Source organism: Xanthomonas sp. NCPPB 1826 (assembly GCF_056725285.1).
On sequence record NZ_CM161521.1, the window covers coordinates 1,832,938 to 1,856,967 of the forward strand.

Here is a 24,030-nt window from a genome sequence, read left to right on the forward strand (position 1 = left end):
AAGAGATCAAGCAGCCAAGAGAAGCCATGCGGGCCGCAGTCGTAAGTTGCCTACACAACGCATCTCGGTTTTCCCATGCCAATGCACTGCCAGGCGCTTGACCAGCGTGAGCGTATTGCGGCTTGCAAGTCCTCTCTGGTTCTTGACGGCCCATTTGGCATGTGCAACTCTCGACATTGGCAATAGCCAGGGGTCCATACCCCGAGTTGCTGCGGGCTCATTACGATCTGATGCTCCTTGTTTTGAACGGGGGGCCTTGGGGAAACCGCAGTCAAGGTCCAGAACTACCGTCAAAACACATAGGAGCCAGAGATGACATCAAGATTCCGCAGCTGAGGCTGCTAGGGCTTTTCTAGCCCCGTCCATTGCAAATGACCAGCTGCATGCGCCATTGGTGCATCGCAATACCTCGCTGTGCCCAAATTGAGGAATATCTTATGACCAGCTTTGACCGGCAGGCCGTGCTGCGCCTGTCCGAAACGCTTCATCGTGCTTGTAGTGAGCACTTTAGTATCAGTCCGCATCGAATTCGCGAAGCCACGATTCGCGCCTTTGGCTTCAATAGCGAGGCTGCATGGCTTGCTCACATCGATCAAAAGCCCGACTGGATAGGGATTAATTTCGATATGCTTACCTTCGTCATGAAACTAGCGCAAATGACCAATTCTTGGCCGACTGCTGAGGCTGTGGGTGCGTTGGCCTCCGGTGTTCGACTGGACTTAAACATTGCGTTTGATCCCAGTCGTCAGCATCCCCGTTACACAAACACGACCTATGAGGTTCATGCTGCCCTTAGCGGGCTGGATGGACATGTTTGGGCACGCCCGCCTGTCGTGGTGCTGCCTGAATTTTTCAGCGGGAAGCCCGGCGATGCTTTCCGTAGAGAGAAGTTTCGGGTCGATTCTTCTTGGCAGCATCGGAGCTTCCCAGATAACGAGCTACACCAGGAGAAAGGGCAAGCATTTGGGCGCAACATCGTCACTGCGCGTTTGATAGACAATGAGTGGCAGGGAGGCCTGTTCGTCTACGACCCAGAAGATCAGAAGGACGATCGCAAAGTTCGTAAGAACGCTCACGCGGCACTGTCTCGTGCAGTGCTTGCATCGGTGTTACCGGGCTTTCGTTGTCGCGTCTACCGACCCAATCAGTATGATCAACGCGCGAGACGTGTTGAGATGTTTTTGGATCCATCAATCCTCGCTCAGCTCCATGGGGTGGACCTAATTTTTAAGGTTCCACAGATCGGTGGCTGGCGGGCCCAGGTCATCCATCCACATTGGTATGCTGGTTTGAACGAAGTGCCTGATGAACCAAGTGGACGCTTCCATGATGGCTTTTGGGCTTGTGATCTCTACTTCCATCCCGGGCGCTCGGGCGTCGAACAAGCGTCGGATTTCGATCTCAAAAAGGCCTTCTATGGCGTCATGAGAGAACGCTTGCGCGAGATGATCGGAAATGCCGCGCATCGCTTGTAGGTGACGCAGAGATCCTAGCCGCTGTGAGTTGCCACGTGCCCCCGTGTGTCTCGCCTCTGAAAAGTCGCTCCCGCTCTGATGCCATCCTCGTTCTCAGGAAGGCGCTGCCCCTCTTGCGTTTTGTCACATTTGCGTTACTATGTTCACACGTCGCGAGACAACCTTCTATTCAGACCGGGCCAATCCACCAAGTGTGGTGCGGCCCGTGTCCTTTTACGGGGTCTGGGCATGGCTATTTGGCTGCCCGAATGGGTGTTGCAGGACAATTCTGTCAATCGCGACACGCTCTTCTTGGAGCAGGCTTGGCGCGAGTTACTCGACCCTCAGTCGCCAGATAGTTATCGGGCCAGAGCACTTGATCCGTTCTCGCTGTTGAGCGAGCTTTACCGTGTGTGTGAGCTGGCACGAGTGGACTCGAAGTGGCTTGCGCATGTTCATCTCATTTGCGAAGAGATCCGAGACGAAGCTTCTGCGATTATGCGTTTGCCGTTAGCAAGTGCTGCCAAGCATGCGGTGCAGACTCTTTCGGCTTTTACGACGGTCAAGCATGACGATATCCATCGAGTCGCAGAGAGTGCACGGCTGGTATTAGATCTCAGTGGCAATCCTTTAGCTGTCTTTTACCAGCACGCTTTATCGCTAATTGAGCCAGAACTCAAACAGAAGTCTTTTCTTTTACGTAGCCTTGGGATGATGGCGACGCGTGCTCACCAACTCGGTCGGCGCGATGAATTTTTGTCAGATGAAAATTTAGTCGATCTGTCTATCGAACCTGCTGCGTGGCTTGATAAAATTTATCAAAGACTTACCACGCCAGAGCAAAATCAAAGTTGCTTCATCGCTGTAAGCGGGGATGTCAGCAAGATCGATGCACTTCTGGCTGGCGGAGATTTCTCGCGTATTGGTGTGTCACGCCTCGGAACAAGCGAGGTGGCACTGGCTTGGCATCATGTGCACTCAGAGCTTTATTTGGCTGAGATTTCTTTAACTGCGATGACGCCGCGTCTTGCAGCAGAGCGCGCGAGGCTGCGCTTCCAGCTATTGCTGAACGTCTTATCGCTATATGCCAATGGCAATCATCATCGACTCAGTCATCAGGTGCTTGTTGAAACCGACAGTGGCATGCATGCGGTCGACGTTTCGGCAGCGGCGCATTACGGTCTTTTTGCACGTAATGACTTTGCTCGGACTACAAGGCAGAGATTTAATGAGTTAGGGGGACGGCTGAGCGGCAGACTTGAGAATATGTTGAGCGCACACGCGCTCGGATTGGATAGTAATGATCCGCCAGCAGCTTTGAGTCACTTTTGGACATCGCTCGAAGCGATGGTCGGCCCGAAAGGACCACCTAACATCGGCGAGCGCGTCATGCACCTCATCGCGCCAGTAGTTACGTCTCGGCGCATTCATAAGACTGTGACTTATCTTGCTTTGTGTATTTTGGATGTTAAGCGGCTCACTGAGAGTGCGCTTGACTTTGCTTTAATGCCAGCCTCAACGAAGGGGCACGTCGCGAGAGAGGATGTTCTAAGCTGCATTACAGGCCTCAAAGACAACCCGGGGATACTAGCTCTGCTGCGTATCGGCGGCGTCAATCCACTTCTTTGCTACCACCTTCAAAACGCTTGGGAGGAAAGTCATGATCCTCAGGCGCTTGGAAAAGCGCTGTCTCGGTCAGAGCAGCGTGTAAAGTGGCAGATCATGCGCATATATCGGGCCCGTAATGTGTTTGTCCATCAAGGTGAGCGCGATGATTTGGCGTGGCGGCTTCTTGAGAATGCTCAATCCTACATTTCTTTCGCAGCAGGCCGGCTGCTTGACGATATGAGCCAGCATGTGAGCTGGACGATCGATACGGCCTTGGAATTCGAAAGGCAGAATTTTGAACGTGTTTGCGATGCTTTAAAGACGAAAAAAAATCTGCCACTTAAGACAATGGACCTTCTCATTCACCTTACGAAGCGGGCCGAGAATGTCCCACTTTGGGGAGAAGAGTCGAGATTTGGTCGTCCTCCTGCGCAGCCAGTAGCACCTTCCGGTTGATCTATCGACTGGGTAGGGTGGACCAAAAATATACAGCAAAAATCATGGGTACATCTTTGCATCTCTGCTGAGTCGTTCCTTGAATTGCCCGCGCACATAGCCTGGAAGTGTCACAGACGGCTGATACTGATCCAGCGCCTCGATCTGGATCTTCCGAACATTTCCTGACGACTTGTGGACATAGTTGTCTTGGAGCACAGGCGCCTTCTTGCTCAGAGAGTGGCCTGTGATCAATGCGATGTGCTCTACCCGCACGCCCTTGGCGTCTAGTTCGGTTGCAAGCGTATGCCGGAACGCATGCGATCCGATGCCTTTGCCAAAGCCAAGCTCCTTCAAATACTTCGCAAACTGGTTCACAAAGCCCTGGCTGTAGCGCCCGTTTGGCTCGCCTGTCTTGCGGCAGGTGCCGGCCGACAAATTGGGGAAGAGGCGCGGGTGGCCGGACGCTTTGATGTCGGCCAAGAAGTCGAGGAAGCCCGCCTGGATGAGGCTTGGGTGGATCGGCACCTTACGGATGGCGCTCTTGCCCTTGAGGCTTTGCCGGCTGCGTTTGCCTGCGCTTTGCGCCAAGTCCTCATCCACGGTCTTCTGAATCGAAAAGCACCACACGCCTTGGTCTTGCATGATGTCGGCCACTTTGAGCTGCGCGATCTCATTGATCCGAGCGCCCGTGAAAAGGGCAATGAGCGGGCACCACCATCTGTGCGGGTATTTTCTGGCCCACGGCAGGAAGGTCTCCGGGTTGAAGATCTTCTGGATTTCTTCTGGTGAGAGCAGACGCTCTGGCTCGTCGTGGTCAATGAGAAGGTCGGCACGAGGAGCTTTGAACGCTGCCATCGGCGAATGAGGAATAGCTTTGGCATCGTCTAGCGTGTTGAAGAAGGAGTTCAAGAAGCGGCGATGCAATTCAAGCGTAGCGTTGGCTGGCTGTGTTCTGCCCAAGGCCTGCCCTTTAGTGATCAACCCTTTGACGTCAAGCTTTTGATAGGCTGGATTGGACATGAAGTTCTCAGGGGCCCAGCGCAACAGATCCCACATCTCATAGATATGCGTGTGATTGATGCGCGCGACGGAGATGTTGCCAGTCACGCGTTGAAGGATCGCGAGTGTTCGCCGATAGGCGTCGATAGTCGTCCGCATGACGCCTTGGCGATCCTTGTCATTGAGGAAGTCTTCTACCTCCTTTGAAAGAAGCCTGGCCGGAGTTGCCGGAGGCAAAGGCTCTGCATAGCGCGTTCCTGAGCGTCTAAGTCGGCGCTTGCGCTCTTGATCGTCGAGTGTCGCTTGAACGAGATCTTGAAAGTAGACTGCGCCAGCTTGGCTCGTGATGCGAATATTCTTAAAAGCGGACTTTCCGCTACGGACTTCTTCGATAAAAAGATCGCCAACGGGGTGTTGCAGATAGTGCTGTAATTGAGGAATTTGCAAAGGCATCTACTTATCCGTGTGTGGAGGTAGATTTGTGATAAGGCAGTGGCGATTTTCGTCAATACAAAAAAGAGACAGAATTTTGATCAGGAAGATTGCCTAAGCCGGATCTTCTTGCGGTGCGAATTTCTGCAAAGATGAGTAAATCTGTTTGGTCTTTTTGTATAGAATAATGTAGGCGGCGCGGGGATTTTTGTTTGATTTGATTAAAATAGCCATAGACGTGCTTGTAGTGTTTAAAAGTAACAAATCGCAAAAAAGCGAGAGATATCTCACGCAAATAAAATGAACGCCAGATAAATTAAGTGGCTCTACCTAATATAATAATTCTTAAGAAGACAGTTAGGCAATCTGATTTATGGCGTTTGGGCTTTTGCAAACTCTTGAAAGGAAGTCTGAGCATTTGAGACATAAGTGGTCTGAAATGGGCCCGGGGACTAGCAACAACGGAGAGCAAGTGGCCCAGCTTCCAGGATGACAGTCACCTGATTTTCGCCGGGCGAGGGTTAGCGTCATTCCACGGTTCGAAATGGTCAAGATATGAAAATATTCATCAGTTCGCTTATCACGGGTATGGAAGCCGAGCGTGCGGCAGTCAAGCAGGCCATCGAGCTTCTCGGTCATCAAGCCATCATGGCGGAGGATTTCGGCGCCCGAGCCAGCTCTCCCCAAGTCGCATGTCTGAGTGGCGTGCGCGATGCGGATCTTGTCATCCTCGTTCTTGGACCGCGCTACGGGACCAAGCAGGCAGGAGGCGTTTCAGCAACGCACGAAGAGGTGCATGAGGCCCGGAGCCGCAAGCCACTTCTGATGTTCGTGCAGTCCGGCGTGGAAGCGGAACCGGATCAAGCCGAACTAATTAAGGAGATTGGCAAGTGGCAAGGTGGTCAGCTCTGGGATGGCTTTGTCTCAGCGGATGACCTGGGGCAAAAGGCAACTCGCGCCATCCATCGGTTCCAGCTGACGCAGGCCGTGGCGCTCCTCGATCCCACAGGATTGCGCGATCGTGCACTGGCGCTCTTCCCACGGATCGAGCGCGGCTATCAGCAAAGTGGCACGGTCTTGCAGCTTGCTGTTGCAGCTGGACCGGACACAACAGTGCTTCGCCCCGCCGAGATGGAAGCCCAGCCCCTTCTGGAGGCCATGCAACAGCATGCGCTCTTCGGAAAACCCTCCATTTTTGATCGTGGCTTGGGGATGCAGTCGCGCTTAGAGGGAGACGCGTTGCTCTTGGCCCAAGAAGGTCCACGCAGCGAAGGTGCGTCGATCCGGCTCTGGCCGAATGGGGATGTGCTCCTGAGCTTGCCCGTGCCACCTCCCGAGCGCGACATGGGGCTATCGGTGGTCTTGGAAGAAAGCGTCGCAGAGAAGCTTGAAGCGGCGATCGCCTATGCCGCTTGGCTTCTGGGTCAGATTGACCCTACCGAACGGCTTACCCACGTGGTGCCGGCAGTGCGATTAATCGGAGAGCACGCCGGCGCTTGGAGGACTCGCGCTGAGCACGACGCCAGCCCGAACAGCATGCAAGTGCCTTGGCGACAGGGTGAGCACCAAGAGCCCATGCTTCTTTCGCCACCACATCAAGTCAGGCAGGCGCTGTCCATGGACGCGCAGCGCATCGTAGAAGACCTGGTCGTGCTCTTGCGCCGCCGCTGGATCAACTGACGTCCAACATGACGTCAACCGGGAGAAATCGATGAGCATTCCCGCACAAGCTTTTGCAGATCGGCTTCCCAATGACCTATCACCTGGCAGCATCTTTCTGTTCCGAGAGAGTTGGGCAATGTTGGTCAACAATCAGCAGGAAGAAGGCGACCCTGTTCTCGCTTTCTTGATGCTCCAAGGCGAGCGCGCAGGTTCGCTCTTCAAGGTAGGAGAGGGCATGACTCGATGTCTGACTCTGGCTGAGCCGTTCGGATGGTTCGCATCAGTGAAAGAGGTAGCGCTCCCAGCACATGACGTGGTGGATACCGCATCACTATCACTTACGCCACATGGGCCGGTGGTGGTTGGTCAAATGCCCAGCCAATGGGGGGACGGCGACAAGATCGCGTTTGGCATGGATGGACAGCCCCGTAGTGTCCATCCCCGTGGCGCGGTTAAGCGCTTTGCTACATGGAGCGCTGAGCTCTCCCATCCGTCTCGGCCTTTCGTTAGCTTGAGACGCATCTTTGAGGTCGATCGAACTGCTAGCTAGTTCCATCAGTTAGGCAACGAAAGCAGCGAAAAATAGTGATCCCAAAGGCCTTGCGCTTCTCTAAATCTAGAGAAAGTGTTTCTCCAACATCAGGAGAAACGCATGGCCATCTACCACACCCGCATCAAAACTTATAGCCGATCAAAGGGGCACTCTGCGATCGCAGCTGCGGCCTATCGCGGCGGCTACTTGCTCACCGATCCCAAGTCGGACGCTCGCCACGACTACCGGGGTAGGGCAGGCATCATCCAATCGCGTTGCATGGCGCCACTTGGTTCGCCTGCATGGGCCGATGACCCGCAAGCACTTTGGGCCGCTGCAGAAGCCGCAGAGCGACGCTGCAACAGCACCGTGTGTCGCGACTTCGCCATCGCGCTGCCGCACGAGCTTGATGACCCAAAGCGCTGGGACCTTACCCTGGATATCGCACATCGCCTGATTGAGCGCTTTGGCTTTGCCCTGCAAGCGAGTCACCATCGCCCGACCAAAGACGATCCTCGCTACTTCTACGCCCATCTGCTTGCAACAACCAGGCGCATGCAAGCCTCTGGCTTGACCCAGAAGACGCGGGTGCTCGATGGGCGCATCAATGGCAAGGAGGAAATCGAATGGATCCGCGCCATGATCGCTCATCGGATCAATGCACACCTTGAACAGGCTGGCATCGGCAAGGCGGTTGAGCATCGGCCCTTGACGGAACGCTTGGAAGCGATGAGAGGCAACGGGATCTTTGTCCAAGGACAAGCAAGCTTTGAGCAGCTTCTGTCCCGCTACCGCCAAGAGGGGCGACTGTTGAGCGTGCCGGATGGCCATACGGCGGAACAGGCCCAGCGAGAGCGCCCTGGGCCAGGCATGGATACTTCTGTTGATCAGGCTTCGGTGGCGCAGATGCCTATGCCGACATCCGTTGGCAGACTCAGTTCAAATAAGGACGACGAAGCTCTGTCAACAATGCAAGTAGATCGAAGCGGCCATCAAGATACGCATTGAGGGCGTCGGTCATGTGCTGATCAATGCCAAAGCCAGCCGCGTTTTGTTGGGCGATCCAGCCTTCGACATGGGTCTGGCGGAGTTGATGCTCTTGATGGTCGAGGAGCGTAGCGAGGGAGTGGACGGCAGAAGTCATAATGACGAATCCAGTGTTGTGGTTCTTCGATTCGTAGCAGAGAAGTCTTCGCCGTCAAGCCCAGTCGCCTAGCGCAATTGTCGCTCGGTCAGAGCTTCAATTTTTCGTTGACCGCCTGACTGACCAACTCATACCACTTGTTCATCTCGGTCTCGTTGCCGAACTTGATCGTCCAAACGGGATGATCGATGTCGCGAACATTGAGCGTCAGCGTGCCCTCGCGGTTGTAGTTGTGCCAGTGCTTTTCCCAAGATCGCACATCGCTCAGTGCATATGACTTGATGCGACTTCCCGTCTTAAACTTGATAGATGAGCGGACCGTTGACATAGCAATGCGCGTGTTCTTGTAGCCGTGGAATCGTTGGAAGTCATGGTCAAATGTTGCGTTGTCACTGCGCGTTTTCACCGTCTTAGCAAGCACCAAGAAGATCGCGGCGCAGCCAGCGAAGAAGACCAGGGTAAGAAAAGTGCCGACGGTCATGCGAATTCCTGAGGAATGGATGGTGTCACCGTTGATCGCCAACGGTGGTTATTGGACGCGACCAGTGATTTTCCAAGTGCCGCCCATCTTGGTGAACGAGTAAACCCCGTCCATCTGATTGCCAAAGTCGCGATCCATGGCTCTGACCTTGGCCGTTACGTCACAGGTGTAGCTGGGCGCACCTTCCGCCTTCGTGCACTGGTTGCTTTCGAAGTCTTCAATACGCGCCTTTTCGTTGCTGTTGTCTTGGACGAACAGCAGGAATGCATGCTCTCGCTCAGACTGCGAGGGGCCACCGGAAGAGCAGCTGGCCAAACAGACCGACATCAGGCCAACCAGGGCCAAGCAAAGCTTTGACATGTGCATCTCCAAAGAGGGAAGGGAAGAGCGCTAGGGATCCACCAGACCGACAGGTTCGGATGCCCTGATTGCCGGCATGCTCAATGGCTGCACGCCTCCGCACACCGGCAGGAATGACCGGTGTTGGTGCTTGGCAGTCGCAGTTGATTGGCTGACGGAACCATGTTACTGATAAAGTAACAGACAAGGCAAGTCGGAGACCTCATGCTCAAACACGTCATTGCATGTTTGTGGTCACATTTTGGATCTGGACGACGCTCGTCTCATCTTCGCCAACCGCCTCCGTCACGCGCGCCAGAAGGCCGAGCTGACTCAAGAAGCCTTGGGTGTTGCCGCTGGACTGGCTCCTGAGGTGGCCAGGACGCGCATCAATCGCTACGAGAAGGGCGTGAACGAGTGCGATCTACGCACCGCCAAGCGCTTGGCCGACGCTCTCGGCATGCCACTGGCTGCCTTCTTCGCCGAGACCGATGAGGTGGCAGACGCCATCCAGGCGCTCGCGAAGCTCTCCGTCGAGGAGCAGCGAAAGGTCGTGGCCGAATTGCAGCTCAAAGCCCAGGGCAGCAATCAGCCTAGCCCATAGTGCGGGGGGCCTTACTGCGGTCCTGGCATGCGTGCAGGTCAGACAATTCCTACACAAATGCCAATGCCCATCCGATCTGAGCGGGTGGTGTGATCCTGTAATCTTGCGAGCGGACGGTCGTTTTCAAACAAGCCAGGGATCACAGATGGAAGGCAGCGCGTCATGACCGGCAAGACCAAGCTCAGCGTCGCCATCGTGCTCTTGCTTCTTGCCCTCACCGCAGGCATCTACCTCTCCGGTCAGTTGATCCTGATGCTGTTGAAGGTGGCTGGGCCGCTTAGCGTCGGCACCTATTGGTCTTACGTCAAAGCCCTCGACCTTCCCCAGTTCGCTCCCTATGCCACCAAGATCAAGCTGGCTGGTGCCCTCGGCTTCGGCGTGCCGCTCCTGGCCTGGTTCGCACTGCTGATTCCACTGTTCAAGCCAAAGGCCGCCGCCTTGCATGGCGACGCCCGCTTTGCTTCGGGCAGTGATCTGGCCAAGAAGGACATGCTCAAACCGTCGCCAACTGGCATTGTGGTCGGCAAGCGCGGTGGCAAGTTGGTGCGCTTGCCCGGCCAGCAGTTTGTGATCCTGGCCGCGCCCACGCGTTCCGGTAAGGGCGTGGGCATCGTCATTCCCAATCTGCTCGACTACCAAGGCTCAGTGGTGGTTCTGGACATCAAGCAGGAAAATTTTGATCTGACTTCCGGCTGGCGCAAGAGCCAAGGCCAAGATGTCTTTTTGTTCAACCCCTTTGCAGAAGACGGGCGCACCCATCGCTGGAATCCACTGAGCTACATCTCACCCGATCCGGCGTTTCGCGTGTCGGATCTGATGAGTGTTGCGGCCATGCTCTACCCAGATGGCTCCGACGCCCAGAAGTTCTGGGTGAGCCAGGCCCGCAACGCGTTCATGGCGTTTACGCTCTATTTGTTCGATAGCTTGGACGATCAGATCAAGCGCAAGCACCCGAAAGACACCTGGATGTTCCCAACGCTTGGGATGCTCTATCGCGTGTCGTCTGGGGACGGAAGCGACTTGAAGGGCTACCTCAAAAAGCTCTCGCAGCGCGACTTCCTGGGCCGCGACGCCAAGACGGCGTTCGACAATTTGCTCTCGCAAGCCGAGGAGACCTTCGCGTCGATCATGGGCACGTTCAAGGAGCCGCTCAACCAGTTCATCAACCCGATCCTGGATGCATCAACCAGCGACAACGACTTCCTGCTGACTGATGTGCGCAAGAAGAAGATGAGCATCTACATCGGCATCCAGCCGAACAAGCTGGCCGAAAGCCGCTTGTTGATCAATCTGCTGTTTAGTCAGCTCATCAACCTCAACACCAAAGAGCTGCCGCAGAACAACCCGGCGCTCAAGCACCAGTGCTTGCTGTTGATGGACGAGTTCACGTCCATCGGCCGGGTCGACATCATCGCAAGCGCGGTGAGCTACATGGCCGGCTACAACATCCGCTTGCTGCCGATCATCCAGAGCATGGCGCAGCTGGACGCAACATATGGCAAGGATGTCTCGCGAACGATCATCACCAACCATGCCTTGCAAATCGTCTACGCCCCACGCGAGCAGCAAGATGCCAACGACTACTCGGACATGCTCGGCTACACCACGGTGCGCAAGAAGAACAAGTCGCACACCAGTGGCAAGCAAAGCAGCGTGTCCTACTCCGAGACCGAGCAGCGCCGCGCCTTGATGCTGCCGCAGGAGTTGAAGGCAATGGGCTTTGACAAGGAAGTCTTTCTCTATGAAGGCATCCCAAGCCCGGTGCTCTGCGAGAAGATCAAGTATTACGAAGATGCCTATTTCACCAAACGGCTGCTACCAAAAGCCGAGGTGAAGAAGCTGTCTGCCGCCGTCTCGAGCTCATAAAAATAGCTCTTGATCACAAATTTAAGCCATGCCGGGAAACGAAGATGCCATTTGTAAATGAATTTATTCCGGAACCGGATGTTGTGAAATACGACTTGGAAGCAATCGATAGAGACTTTGTGGTCGGTGGCACCAATGCAAGAGACTGGACAATTGATCGTGATCGCGACCTGTATTTGCGCAATGTCGCAAACGGCGGCGGCACTGAAATTGAAGTCAGAAACCAGACGAAATTTTCCTTCTATTGGCATGGCGAACTCCTGACGCTGAGACTGGATTTGGTCGACGGTGGAGGCGCGCGAGGTCAGTCCGGTTGGTCCCATTGGAGACTGATGTGGATCAATGGTGGAGATGGACTGCCTGAGCATCTCAAGGCTGACAAGGAGCAATTCATAGCTGACCTCAAAGAGGCCTTGCTCGCATACAAGGATTTTGGCGTCCACTCCAGAAACACGGACTACCACATCGTTTTTGAAATCGATGAGGGGTGCTTGGTGTGAATGGCTCGATATCTGCCCAGGACGCAATCGATAGGATTCGTCAGAACCCTGGCGATTATCAAACACCAGAATCGCTGCGGTCGCTCGCCGCGCAGGTGGATGCGAATGCCTCCGGCAAGGTCACTGTTCTCTACAGTGGCCCAGCAGCAAAGGACATCTGGTCGACTGATGTCATTGGGTCGATGATCGATTCTGGCGAAGACATCCGGGTTATCGATAAAAGTCAGGCATCGAAGTTTCTTAATTCCCGCGAGTTCTATACCGCGCTCGCCGACATCTATGAAATTTCGCCTCGTGAGCTGATAGAGGGGTCTCATCGGGGGCCTGCCACGGAGTGGCTCTACCACCCTACGCAAGGTCCTTGGGCAGATGCTTCCGGACGGTTTGCCGATGCAACCGTAGGTGAAGTTCATGCGATCGTGGGCGACGCTCAGCCAAGCCGCGTCTTTGGCGAAATTGAAGTGCCTCACATTCTTGCCAATCCAAACGTTACCTCGATTGAGGGGCTTCCACGTGAAGCGCTGGTTGGTGTGAAGGATCGGCTCGGTCAGCAAGCAGCCTTTGAGCTGATCGTGGCCCGTGCGCGTGAACACGAAGGCATGCTGCGCATCCCGGCCACTGATGATGCGCTTCGCGAGAACAAAGTTCTGAGGCTCGACAACAGAGAGTATTTTCGAGGAACAGCCATTGAGGGAACTTCAAGGGCGTTAGACCAGAGCACGCTTCCGCTCAGTCAGCGTATGAAACCGCCAACCGAGCATGCCCAGGCGGGTCAGCAGCGCTGGGATGAATGGCAGGGACGCAACATCCAAACCACGCCGGAACCTGAAATCCCAGGCTTGCGTCGCGCCGGGATGACAGCAGGGCTTGCGGGCTTGGGTGTTGCCGCCACTGCCTACGATGCGTCGCAAACCGGAGAGCGTGTTGGCACGCTGTTGGCACAAGACAACCTCACTGCTGCACGCTCAGAAGCGTTGCACTTTGCTGCCCGGGGCGCGGGCGGCTGGGCGGGCGGCGCCGCTGCCGCTGCCATTGTTGGCACAACCGGTGCAGGCCCTGTCGCGTTGGTAGTTGCCGATGGTTATCTGTTCAGTGCCGCTGCCGACAAGGCCGCGACCCTGTGGGACAACCGTCAGATCTATGCGCAGACCGACAAGCAGGGCGTGAGCTGGGAGTTCAACGGCAGCCAGTGGCTGCGCCAAGAAAAGGCCGATCTGCCCAACGATGGCGTGGATAGGCCGCAGAAGCAGGCCATGTTCGCACTGCCTGAAAAGGCGCGCGAGCTGAACTATCACGCCAGTGGCGAAGCGACCGAGCAGGCGCTGGGCAAGGTGCAACCCAGTAATCCCTATGTGCAGCCATCCAGTGAGGCAGATGCTGCGCATCTTTACGCACGGGATTGGCGGAATGATCCGGCAAGTGGCCAGTGGTCTCGGATGGTCGCCGACGACGTCGATCGGAACGATCGGCCCATCTGGACGGTGGATCCAGCAAGCCCTGAGCGCAATGCCGCGTTGGATCAACAAGCAGCCCAGGTGGTAGACGCCAACATCGCCCGAGGTCCGGCTGCGATCGCAGCGACTTATCAGGCTGCCCATCAGCGCAATGGCTGGGATGACTTCGGCCCCGTGCCAGCTGCCGTGCAAGCCGCATTGAACCCAGACTCGCTGCAAGCATCGGACGGCAAGCAGTATCAGCGCGATACGCAAGGCCAGTGGCGGCATGATGGCGTTGCTGCCGAAGGCAATGTCCCGTTGGAACTTAACGCGACGCGTGAACGCTTGCAGCCGGCCTTGGAGCAGCACGAGCAGGCATTGGCACAGATGCCGGCAAGGCAAACGCCAACGCCACAGCAGCAAGACCAGGCCAATACCGAAGCGACCTATGCCGCCTATGGCGTTGCGCCCAATGCACAGACCGCAGGCGCGATCCAGCTCGCGGTGCAACGGACACGTGAGGCAAACGGAATCGATGCAGCGACCAGCTCTTTGGCATTGGAGCGTGATGCGACCGGTCAATACTCGGTGGACAGCCCCATCCAGCATCTGAGGCGGGACGCCGATGGTGCAGTGCGCGTTGCGGCGACCACCAGCGCTGATGAGATCCATCACGCACTCGGCGAGGTGCAGTCGCTTCGGCAGGAGCAACCGCCTTCGGCCGGTGCATCAGACCTGCGCATTGATGCGCAGTCGCCTCAGGAGCGCGACGCCTACGAGCAAGCGTTGCGCGAAGCCAATCGGCAAGGTGTGTCCACGCAAGAGGCGCAACAGGTCGCAAGCTTCGCCGCAACGACCGTTACCGCTCCGCATGTGGATGAAACCCAAGCGCCTCAGGCAGCCATTGACGTGCAGCGAGATCGAGACGTTGCACGCATACCCGACGGGCCTGCTGTTGCGGAGACGGCAACGCCTGCTCCGGTCGTGATGCCTGCATCCGTCAACGCGCCTCTGCAGGAAGACGTGCGCCCGGTCGCTAAGCCTGCTGAGCCGAAGTCCGAACCTGTCCCGCAACGCGAACCACAAGAGACCCAAGCACCTGAGGTTGCTGCACCTCCGACAGCCGGCGCAGTCCAGCCGAAGGCAGAGGCAGTGGCGCCAGCTTCTGCAAGCGCGTCTGCGCCGAGTGTCGGATCGCCTTCATCAGCTCTCACGTCTCGTGAGGAAACTCCAACTCAGGCAACTGTTCCAACGCCGCCGTCATCGCATGAGGTGGAAGGGCTGCGCCTCGGCGACCGGGGACAAGAGGTCGAGTTCTTGCAGTATCGATTGCAGCAAGTGGATGCCCGGGGGCCAAACGGTCAGGCCGTGCCGCAAGACGGGCACTATGGTCCAGAGACGGAACATGCGGTAAGGCAGTTCCAGCAAGACCAAGGTTTGCCGGCAACGGGCGTTGCCGGCCAAGACCTGGACGCGGCGTTGTCCCAGGCACAAAGCGCGCGCCGAGATGCCTTGAAATCCACAGCGCCGGCATCGGCAAATGGGCCGGTGGAGCAGGGCAGCGAGCAGCAAGCGCAAGGAGTTGCACCACAGAACGGTGCGCCATCGGCTGTTCCATTGCAGGCAGAGCAGCAAGAGGCGGTGCGAGCGCCGTCGCCGGCAATTCCAACGCAAAGCGAAGTGCCGGCGCAGATCGTATTGCCGGAGCGCCAACCCGCTGCCTATGCGTCGTCGCCAGGTTTTGGTGGGACAACTGCCCGCTCTAACGCACACGAACACGATGAGGATCGGGTTGAGCAAGCAAGGCCCCTCCAAGATGCCGCTCAGCAGGCGTTTCCCTCTGATCATCGGGATTACGCGTTGTTCTCTGCCATCCAGGCGCGGCTCCCTAAGGGCACATCCGATGAGAAGACGGCTGAGGTATTGCATGCCGTCAAAGAGTCAGGGATCGAACGCGCGGATGAACTCCGCAAGGTGACCATCCAAGATGATGTCGCCTTTGTCTTTGGCAAAACGCCCGGCTTTCACTCGGAAACCTCGCTCAACACGCCATCGCCTGGCATCAATGACACCTTGCAGAAGACGGAAGCACTGGATCAGCAACGGGCGCAGGAGATGGTGCAGTTTCAGCGGGAGCGCGAAGAGATCGACAAGAGCCCAACTGGTCCCGTGATGACGATGGCCGCTCGCTCTCAACAGCAAGCGATGTCAGACACGTCCAGTGGTGATGGGGGCGGTGGCTGACGTGGTGGAAGCCTAGGATCGGTGTGATAACGATTGGGAGCAGCACGTGCTCTAAGTTGATGTTGACGCGTTTTGTGCGCTATCCGCCGTGTTCCGACTCCGCAATGTGCGGCTGCGCTTTGCGCAACGCACCTTCGCTTGACGCAAGCCTTGGTTGCTGAAAAAGCAATAGCGTGGGCTTGCGACCTTAGGTTTTGGCGCCAATGCCAACGCCAGATCAACAAAACGCAAATGTAATTTTAATGTCTGCGCGGGTAGCCTCATCTCACGCAAGTTGTGCAGTAGATCTCGAAGTGTAGGTGCTATGGATAGCGGGTCAGGTCAGACGGATGACGCAGAACAACCGCTCTTTCGCAAGCGAAAGGGGCCGGAGACAACTTCCACACTCGGCGACCTAAAAGATGCGTTTCCCTCGTCCATCCGGATCTGGATTGGCTGTGGCTGTGCGCTTTTCCTCTTGCTGGCCACTTTTGTTCTGACCGCGTCTTACTCCAAGCGGGAGCACGTGTCGGGCCAGATCATTTCGACGCATGGGCGAGTGGATATCCGCAGTGGAACGCCTGGCCTCATCCTGTCGACGACATTGAAGCCCAATGCCTTGGTCAAGAAGGGCCAAGTGCTTGCGGAGCTGTCAGCCGACATCACCGACGAAGCGGGTCGCTCTTTGTCCGATGAGACGATCAAGCGTGCGCTCACCCGATCAGAAGAGCTGACCAAGGAGCAATTGCAGACGCATGACTTTTCCGGCCAGCGCGAGCGGGAACTGACGCGTCAAGTCGAAGAAACGACCGGCGCGATGCAGGAAGTCGCTCGCAAGATCTCAATCTTGGAAAAGAAATACGCCAAGAACAAAGAACTCTTGAAGACCATTGAGCCGCTGCTTGCTGAGAAGTATGTGTCCAAATACACCTACCTCACCTACGAAAATGCTCTCTTGGATGCAGAAGCGGAGATCCAGGATGCCCGCGCGCAGCAGTCCACACTTCGTAATCAGCGTGCCGCATTGCTGGGTGAAATCACCGAGATAAAGACAACCGCCAGCAGACAAGCGAGTGAGATCGAGCGTGAGAAATCCACGATCGAAGATCAAGTGGCCAGAGCCAAGTCCGACCGGCTGCAAACCATCACTTCACCCTTGAGCGGCACCGTTGCAGCAATCTATGCATCCCAAGGTCAGCGCATTGGCACCGACTCGATCATCGCGTCCATCACCCCAAGCGAGTCGGTGTTCGAAGCTGAAATCCTCATTCCTTCAAGAGCCATCGGACATGTGACGGTCGGCACCGAAGTGCTGCTCAACATCGCCGCATTCCCGAAAGCAAAATATGGTGCCATCCAGGGGCGCATCGCATCGCTGTCGACGCAAACCAGTCCCCTCGGTGAGTTGGAGCGCCGCTATGGTCGCCAGTCGCCCACTGAGCCGGTTTACACCGCCAAGGTGGCTTTGCCTTCTCAAACCATCGGCGTCGCCCAAGAAGCGAAGTCCTTCCTGCCGGGGATGGAAGTGGATGCGGAACTGATCTTGGAAGGCCGCAAGATCTGGGAGTGGATGTTTGACCCCTTCCAAACCATGGGATCACGCTTGACGGGTGAAAAGCGATGAAGGACGTCTTGACGCCATCAGCCAATGGCGATTCCGAGACGGATCGCTCTGCGGAACCAAGCCTGGTGTTCTCCTCGAAGCGCCGTGTGCCCCATATCCGTCAGACGGAGTCGAGTGAGTGCGGCCTGGCCTGCATTGCGATGCTGCTCTCCTACTACGGCCATGAAACGAGCCTTGGGGAGCTTCGCAACCGCTTTACGGTGTCAACCAGTGGGGCAACGCTCGCCTCGCTGATTGAAATCGCTGACGCCAACGGACTCACGACGCGTCCGCTTCGCTTGGAGCTTTACGAACTGCCCAAGCTGTCGTTGCCTTGCATGGTCCACCTGCACCACGGGCACTTTGTCGTGCTGACAGCGGTGAGGGGAGGGCACGTGCACATCAGCGATCCCGCAACGGGCGTCAAAAAAATCAAGCTCGATGAGTTCGATGAGCTCTTTAGCGGGATTGCGTTGGAAGCGCATCCGGGCCCGGCCTTCAAGAAGATCAAGAGCGTGCCATCGGTATCGCTTCGTGATCTGGCAGGCTCGCTTCGGTCCCTGGTGCCCGCGTTCTGGGGTGTGGGCATCTTGGCGCTCTTCTTGGAAGGCTGTGCGCTGATTGCGCCGCAATATCTGAGACTGACCATGGATCAGGTGCTCAGCGTCAAGGACGATGGCCTAGTCACCACATTGGCGATCGGTTTTTCGATCGTGCTCCTGGTCCAGCTCGTCTTGACCGTTGCCAGGAAGTGGACCTTGCTGTGGATCTCTTCCACCACCGGCTTGCGGTGGAGCAGCAACTTGTTCCGTCACTTGGTGTCGCTACCCCAGTCGTATTTTGTGAAACGGCACACCGGGGATATTTCAAGCCGCTTCCAGTCGATCTACTCCATCCAACAGTCACTCACGACGAAGATGATGGAAGCGGTCATCGATGGGGTGATGTCTTTCCTCATGTTGTTGCTCTTGATGAGCTACGACGCGCCGCTTGCCTTCGCCTTGTTGGCTTTCACCATTGCCTATGTGGGTTCGCGCTACGCCTACTACGCCAAACTGAAAGAAGCCAACCTTGATCAGATCAACATTGATGCACGCCGGCAAAGCTTGCTCTACGAAACGGTCCGAAGCATCCAGCCCATCAAGCTGTTCAACAAGTCAGCGCTCTGGGCGTCGCGCTTCACGAACTACAGCGCGAAAGCCACCAATGCGACCATCGGAGCCGAGCGTATCCGCATTGGGTTCGATTCCGTCCAGCTTCTCATCCAAGGCCTGTGCCGCATTTTCGTGATCTGGGAAGGCACCCGGCTGGTGCTCAGTGGGGACATGACGGTCGGGGTGTTGACGGTCTTTTTGATCTACGCGACCCAGTTCAGCCAACGCAGCATCAATCTGGCCGACTACTTGATGCAGCTCCGGCTGCTTCGCTTGCACACCGAGCGCATTTCAGACATCACGCACAGCGAGCCTGAGTCGTTTCTGCATGGCAACGGCGCACTGGAAGACGCTGCGCCCGCCATTGCAATTGCCAACGGCTATTTCCGCTACTCGTCTACGGACAAGTGGATCATGAGCGCCTTGCAGCTCAGGGCCCCGGCAGGCCAGGTGATTGCAATTGTCGGGAACTCTGGCGTGGGTAAGACCACACTCATCCGTGTTCTGGCGGGGCTTGAAGATCTTCAAGTCGGGGACTTCTTAGTCAATGGAGAGGATCTGCGCAAAGTCGGTAAGTCGAGCTACCGGAGCAAGGTCAGCATCGTCATGCAGGGAGACAATCTGTTGTCCGGGACGTTGTCGGAAAACATCTCCATGTTCGATGAGCACATTGATCAAGAGCGTCTTGTGCAGGCTGCGAAATTGGCATGCATCCACGACGATATTCAGCGCATGCCAATGGGCTTCAACACCAGAGTCGGCGACTTGGGAAACACGCTGTCAGGCGGTCAAAAACAACGGATCTTCTTGGCGAGAGCCTTTTACAGGCGCACCAAGTTGTTGCTGATGGATGAGCCAACGACTGGGGTTGATGAGCAGATGGGCATCCAGTTGATGAAGAACATCAAGAGCATCGGCGCGACCACGGTCGTCGTGACGCACGACAAGAATATCTCTCGGATGTGCGATATGCACTACCTCTTCGTTAACGGGAACCTGAGGCCCCTGATCAAAGAGCAGCCAAGCAGCTTTGAACAGGACAATGCAGTGGAAACAGCTGGAAAATCCAGCCAAGGATAAGTAGTAATACTTGTAAAAGTAATTCAGAGAGAGAAGCCTTATTGCGAATCAAATAGTAGAAATGATTGGATCAAAATTAAACGCACAGGATGGAGTGCTGTAATGAGAGAGCTAACAATCGAAGAGCTATTCCTAGTGGCAGGTGCAGCAGCCGCTGCGGACGTCGATCCAAGCGAGCCGCCCACTGAGTTGCCCCCCGTGGTCGTTAATCCACCTCCATCAGAACCACCAACATTGCCGCCAACACCGCCAGTTGAGCAACCCCCACCACCGCCACAAGGTGGAGGAGGGGGCAACGATGGTGATGTTTTTGTCCCGCTGGCTGCTGAAAACAGAATCGATAACGCCTTTATTGATAGCGTCGAGGGCGGGCAACAGCTAGATGCATATGTCCCCACCAATAACGGCGTGGTCATAGATCAGAGCGGAGTAACTGTGGCAACTGGAGTCGATTTGGGTGGCCAAACTACCGAAAGCCTTGCCGCGCTAGGTGTGGATCAGGCGCTTGTTACTACGTTGACGCCCTACCTTCATCTAACAGGACAAGATGCGCTGAATGCCGTTCAAAACAACCCTCTCCACATCACCGAGGCGCAGGCAGATGCGTTGGATAACGCAGTTCGATCAAACATTTTAAATACGGTTGTTAATAGCTATAACAATTCTTCCGATTATGCTGACTTTTATCAGCTGCCTGGTGGCGTCCAGACCGCCATCGCAAGTGTTGCTTACCAATACGGCCCTGGCCTTGCCACAGCAACCCCCAATTTCTGGACCCAAGTAACAACGGGACATTGGCAAGATGCTGTTACCAATCTGAACGATTTCGGTGATGCGTATGATACAAGGCGAGACAGGGAGGCCGCCCTTATTCAACAAGATATTACGAACGGCAGCGTGCCGGGTGGCGGTTAAGTGTTGACTTATAACGTGAGGTTGGAGATGAAGGCTAACAAAAGAATTGCATCAATTGCAATAATGATCTTTTCATTGTGGGGAAGCGTTTTGGCCACGGCTGCGCCTGCCAAGATTAATTCTGCGGTCCTATCGGCTTACTTTGGTCAGTCAGCAGGTGACTATATTATTCCCGGAAAACCATTGGTGCAGCAGTTTGGGGAGGCTCTGAGCGGTCCACCCAACAAAGACGTTGATGTGGGGAATGGGTTGACCTTAATATCCGGCTGCCGCTACAAGAGCTGCATTGAGAAAGGTGCAGTTGCGATCAAGAGTGATAATACGGTCGAAGCTGCTGGGCTCATTCACTTTAACTGCAAAGCCGACACCAAAAAGTCGGGCGCTTCTTGCTCAAAAAATCCCACTTTCACCTTATTTGTGCCCAGGAATAAAAAGAGCCTCGACGCAGAGATTTCTGTTCTGAGATGGGCACATGAATATGCGCCAGATGCTACTTTTGAAACGGTCACGTTGGAGAAATGAGGTTTGCATGCCAAGAGTAAGAGGCCAACAGAGGTAAATTTATCTTCAAGTGCTTCGAGTCTGCCTAGCTCTAAGTCTATGTGATCCGGGCTTGCAATGGACCGTTATTTATGGGCTGCACGGGAAATAAAAAAATGATGTTTAGGAAGAAAAGAAAGCGAAACAGTAATTTATCAATCGAAATATTGCAGGGAGTGCTGTAATGAGAGAGCTGACAAACGAAGAGTTATTTCTAGTGGCAGGTGCGGCAGCCGCTGCGGATGTCGATCCGAGCGAGCCGCCTACTGAGCTGCCGCCAGTTGTAGTTAACCCTCCCCCAAGTCCGCCTCCGACTATTCCCCCTTCACCACCAGTTGAACAGCCAGGGCCTATTAGTCCTCCAGGTGGGGGTGGCACTCCTCTTCCAACAGCGCCGGAATACGATCTCAACTTCACGCGTGCGTTGACAGCGGAAGAGTCGGCCGCTCTGGTTAAATTTGACGATGCAATCTACTTTGTTAAAGACTCTATCAGCTCGCTTCCTGATAACGCTTATATGCAAATGAGCGATGGTTCAACCGTGCAGATGTCTGAAATCAAGAGTCTGATGCTCAATGCAGACTATAAGGTAAACGAAGCGGGCACTAGCTATAGTAATGGGTTTGCGACTGGGCAGTCCGACTATAACAACGGCGACCCACAGATATCAATAAACATTGACACCATTAAGGGTTATTCCGATCTAATGGGAGGGGCGAATTTCTTGGTGATGCATGAGCTGGCACATAATGCAGCAGCTGCTCGAACCCTTTACCAAAACCTCTATCAAGATGGTTTTACCAATGCTGAGTTTAATCAAAGTGAGAAATTTGCCAATGATATTGTGAGGGGTGTTGCAAATTATCTCAGCATAGGCGTGCTTGGTCCCAGTGATACAAAGGTTGTTGGTGGATATAGTGAGGTAACTCCGACTATCATTGTTCCAACCCCTTGATTTTACATTCGCGTTAAAGAGGTGCTTTCGATGTCCATAGTTAGGGTTGCCTTAAATTCGATTTGCGTGCTTACGCTCGCCGGCCTAATGGTCGGGCAGGCCCGCTCAAATGACCAGCGAGAGAGTGCTGCTAGGGCTCTATGTTCAGAAAAGTCTCAGCTTAAAGACAATTTCTATGTGGAGGGCGGGAGTGCGAATTTGGTAGTCCCCCTAGCCAAGGTAAGTAAGGTTGACAATGTCCGAGTTCATGCGATCAAAGGCACGTGCGCTCAATTTGTTGACTATTATTCTGGTGATACCTATTACCTGTCCACCAACCTAAAAATTCAGGCGAAGCCAGGGATTATTGGTGATATAGATCCTCGTCCCGAGAAGATTGGTAAGGGTAATTTTCTTGCAGCTAAAGATGGTGCGCTATCAAAGGGCGTATTGGTCGATTCAATTCTCGTATCGCCATCACACGATCACTCAGACGACAAATACGTGGGAGCCTGGGTCACTAATGGTAAAACGCGCCTCATGATGTATTCAAAAAGCAAATCAGGACTTCCGAAAAAGGGAGAGGCAATTGCCGAGATCGATGGTCAAGTAGTTTCACTGGCTCAAATCGGTGCGCTGCACAGGGTTGACCAGGGGACGCTTTATGCTTTGGTCAAGGATGACTCTTCCTTGTTGTCGGTTGCTTTAGATATTTATCGCCTGTAGATCAGGTTGAAATTGAATCGCGTGCTTATTTGAGAGGCCAGTAATGTTGGGCGTGCACAAAGGTCTTGCGGTTACATTGCTGATGGCTGTCTTCTGCACAAGCGCCATTGCGGAAGATGGAATTTCAGGGCTCGCCATGGATGAAATAGTTGGTAAAATCTATGATCCGGGTAAGCCGGTAAACTATGAAGTTTTCCGCGAAATTGGACTCCGTGATTTCCATCAGGTGAGTTCAAGTCGATCATTGAACATTGCTTTTCGCTCAAATACGTTCAAGACGCGGGATCAGTATGCGATCTCCTTCGTTGAGTTCAGGGTCCCGCCTGAACTCGATAAAGGAGTGAGTTTTATGTATATGGAGCTCGCTCCTGGGCGCTGTTATGAAGTGTCTAAGATCAAGCAGAAATTTGCGCTCACCCCATACGTCCTGCCACCCAATCCCCATGCGCCACTCGCCGACGTTAGTAAGGATGTCTTCTATAAAACCAATCTTGGTGAAACGTCGGTGTATGTAAAGGCGAGTTCGAAGGGCGAGTGCTTGCTTGGTCTCACGAGAAGTCGAAACTGATGAGGTCCGCTGGTGCTAGCCAATTAGGCATCAAATTGGTTAGCGCTAATCCGGGCCGACATCTGGGCAGGCTTCAAGACGACACTTGAAGCGCTTTAAATGCAATGAGGGCTGGAGTGAAATTTTATAAGAGTAGTGTATGGTCCTCAGCTATCGTGGCCTTTTCTATTTTAGTATCGGCCACATTCTGTGGTGACGCCTATGGTTCAGAAAAAGTGCTTGACGAACTGGTGTCGCTATTCAGTAGCGGCGTTATTGTTGAAGAGTCTCAGGTCAACAAATTAATTAGAGCCGGCAAGACCGAGATTGTCAGAGACGAGCCCCTTCGTCGTCACTATCGAGTTTCATTGAATGATCAGAAGTCCCAGGTAGCAGCGTTGAGCTTCGGCGTTCATCGCAGTGATGAAAGCTCTCAGGCTTGGACAGTAGCTGCCCTAGCTGTAATTTCTGCTGACAAAAAAGCCCGAGGCTGTGAAAGATATAGTGATATCGTTAAAAAATATGCTTTTGTGGAAGGCATACGTGAGCCTCGGGCCGTGATAAAAAATGCAGCTTGGACCCAACCAGCGACATTGACGAAAGGGCCGTATAAAATCTATGTCTCGACGACGGACGTGACCTCGCCTTGTGCTTCTGGGCTGACGGTTTCGACGAGGCTGAGTGATGGTTTGGATGCTGTCACTCAAACGTCAAGTAAATAGTGTTCATTTTTGCACCGGCCTGTGCATAACGACTAAGCTCACGCATTACATGTTCTCGTAAACAGCCCAAGGTCATTGCAAGGCAACAGCG

Annotated in this window: 20 protein-coding genes; 17 read left to right on the forward strand and 3 right to left on the reverse strand. The window is 54.8% G+C overall.

Annotated elements, in window-relative coordinates; translation table 11 throughout:
• Positions 1-437 precede the first annotated feature (437 nt).
• Together AC1PLA_RS07950 and AC1PLA_RS07955 are read left to right on the forward strand one after the other, a co-directional pair.
• Positions 438-1,475, forward strand: a complete 1,038-nt coding sequence (locus AC1PLA_RS07950; RefSeq protein ID WP_481105939.1) for a hypothetical protein — start codon at positions 438-440, stop codon at positions 1,473-1,475.
• 228 nt (positions 1,476-1,703) lie between these two features.
• Positions 1,704-3,518: a hypothetical protein gene (locus AC1PLA_RS07955; protein ID WP_323522318.1), complete on the forward strand. Its 1,815-nt coding sequence runs from the start codon at positions 1,704-1,706 to the stop codon at positions 3,516-3,518.
• 42 nt (positions 3,519-3,560) lie between these two features.
• On the opposite strand, the gene AC1PLA_RS07960 is transcribed toward AC1PLA_RS07955, so the two are convergent.
• A complete protein-coding gene (locus tag AC1PLA_RS07960; RefSeq protein ID WP_481105940.1) occupies positions 3,561-4,952 on the reverse strand; it encodes a site-specific integrase in 1,392 nt (463 codons plus the stop codon).
• Positions 4,953-5,486: 534 nt separating this feature from the next.
• Between AC1PLA_RS07960 and AC1PLA_RS07965 the strand changes: the two genes are divergently transcribed.
• From AC1PLA_RS07965 to AC1PLA_RS07975, 3 genes are all read left to right on the forward strand, one after another.
• The gene (locus tag AC1PLA_RS07965) at positions 5,487-6,611 is read left to right on the forward strand and encodes a DUF4062 domain-containing protein (protein ID WP_076038849.1); all 1,125 of its coding nucleotides are present in this window, start codon (positions 5,487-5,489) and stop codon (positions 6,609-6,611) included.
• Positions 6,612-6,642: 31 nt separating this feature from the next.
• Complete coding sequence (locus AC1PLA_RS07970; protein ID WP_481105941.1) at positions 6,643-7,143, forward strand: hypothetical protein; 501 nt, start codon at positions 6,643-6,645, stop codon at positions 7,141-7,143.
• 102 nt (positions 7,144-7,245) lie between these two features.
• Positions 7,246-8,133 carry a MobA/MobL family protein gene (locus AC1PLA_RS07975; protein ID WP_076038851.1) on the forward strand — a complete coding sequence of 296 codons (888 nt, stop codon included), beginning with the start codon at positions 7,246-7,248 and terminating at the stop codon, positions 8,131-8,133.
• A gap of 224 nt (positions 8,134-8,357) precedes the next feature.
• Here AC1PLA_RS07975 and AC1PLA_RS07980 read toward each other — a convergent pair whose 3' ends face one another.
• Both AC1PLA_RS07980 and AC1PLA_RS07985 read right to left on the reverse strand, forming a co-directional pair.
• Positions 8,358-8,750 carry a hypothetical protein gene (locus AC1PLA_RS07980; protein ID WP_076038853.1) on the reverse strand — a complete coding sequence of 131 codons (393 nt, stop codon included), beginning with the start codon at positions 8,748-8,750 and terminating at the stop codon, positions 8,358-8,360.
• Positions 8,751-8,798: 48 nt separating this feature from the next.
• A complete protein-coding gene (locus AC1PLA_RS07985) occupies positions 8,799-9,116 on the reverse strand; it encodes a hypothetical protein (RefSeq protein ID WP_029820095.1) in 318 nt (105 codons plus the stop codon).
• 235 nt (positions 9,117-9,351) lie between these two features.
• Between AC1PLA_RS07985 and AC1PLA_RS07990 the strand changes: the two genes are divergently transcribed.
• The 12 genes from AC1PLA_RS07990 to AC1PLA_RS08045 all read left to right on the forward strand — a co-directional run bounded on the left by AC1PLA_RS07990 (position 9,352) and on the right by AC1PLA_RS08045 (position 23,939).
• Entirely contained in the window at positions 9,352-9,693 is a 342-nt protein-coding gene (locus AC1PLA_RS07990; RefSeq protein ID WP_033485469.1) for a helix-turn-helix domain-containing protein, read from the forward strand.
• 162 nt (positions 9,694-9,855) lie between these two features.
• Entirely contained in the window at positions 9,856-11,559 is a 1,704-nt protein-coding gene (locus AC1PLA_RS07995) for a type IV secretory system conjugative DNA transfer family protein (protein WP_481105942.1), read from the forward strand.
• A gap of 44 nt (positions 11,560-11,603) precedes the next feature.
• Complete coding sequence (locus AC1PLA_RS08000; RefSeq protein ID WP_323486917.1) at positions 11,604-12,059, forward strand: hypothetical protein; 456 nt, start codon at positions 11,604-11,606, stop codon at positions 12,057-12,059.
• Positions 12,056-15,739, forward strand: coding sequence for a peptidoglycan-binding domain-containing protein (locus AC1PLA_RS08005; protein WP_481105943.1), 3,684 nt, complete (start codon positions 12,056-12,058; stop codon positions 15,737-15,739). Before AC1PLA_RS08000 ends, AC1PLA_RS08005 begins: the two co-directional genes overlap by 4 nt.
• A gap of 304 nt (positions 15,740-16,043) precedes the next feature.
• Positions 16,044-17,342: an HlyD family secretion protein gene (locus tag AC1PLA_RS08010; RefSeq protein ID WP_481105944.1), complete on the forward strand. Its 1,299-nt coding sequence runs from the start codon at positions 16,044-16,046 to the stop codon at positions 17,340-17,342.
• Positions 17,339-19,555 carry a peptidase domain-containing ABC transporter gene (locus tag AC1PLA_RS08015; protein ID WP_481105945.1) on the forward strand — a complete coding sequence of 739 codons (2,217 nt, stop codon included), beginning with the start codon at positions 17,339-17,341 and terminating at the stop codon, positions 19,553-19,555. The genes AC1PLA_RS08010 and AC1PLA_RS08015 overlap by 4 nt, the downstream gene beginning before the upstream one ends.
• Positions 19,556-19,657: 102 nt before the next feature.
• Positions 19,658-20,470, forward strand: a complete 813-nt coding sequence (locus AC1PLA_RS08020) for a pesticin C-terminus-like muramidase (protein WP_221281601.1) — start codon at positions 19,658-19,660, stop codon at positions 20,468-20,470.
• 27 nt (positions 20,471-20,497) lie between these two features.
• Positions 20,498-20,992, forward strand: a complete 495-nt coding sequence (locus tag AC1PLA_RS08025; RefSeq protein WP_144431282.1) for a hypothetical protein — start codon at positions 20,498-20,500, stop codon at positions 20,990-20,992.
• Between the two features lie 202 nt (positions 20,993-21,194).
• A complete protein-coding gene (locus AC1PLA_RS08030; RefSeq protein ID WP_235857321.1) occupies positions 21,195-21,965 on the forward strand; it encodes a hypothetical protein in 771 nt (256 codons plus the stop codon).
• A gap of 66 nt (positions 21,966-22,031) precedes the next feature.
• Entirely contained in the window at positions 22,032-22,670 is a 639-nt protein-coding gene (locus AC1PLA_RS08035) for a hypothetical protein (protein WP_139328711.1), read from the forward strand.
• Positions 22,671-22,713: 43 nt separating this feature from the next.
• The gene (locus AC1PLA_RS08040; protein WP_228432359.1) at positions 22,714-23,238 is read left to right on the forward strand and encodes a hypothetical protein; all 525 of its coding nucleotides are present in this window, start codon (positions 22,714-22,716) and stop codon (positions 23,236-23,238) included.
• Between the two features lie 116 nt (positions 23,239-23,354).
• Complete coding sequence (locus AC1PLA_RS08045; protein WP_228415116.1) at positions 23,355-23,939, forward strand: hypothetical protein; 585 nt, start codon at positions 23,355-23,357, stop codon at positions 23,937-23,939.
• Positions 23,940-24,030 lie beyond the last annotated feature (91 nt).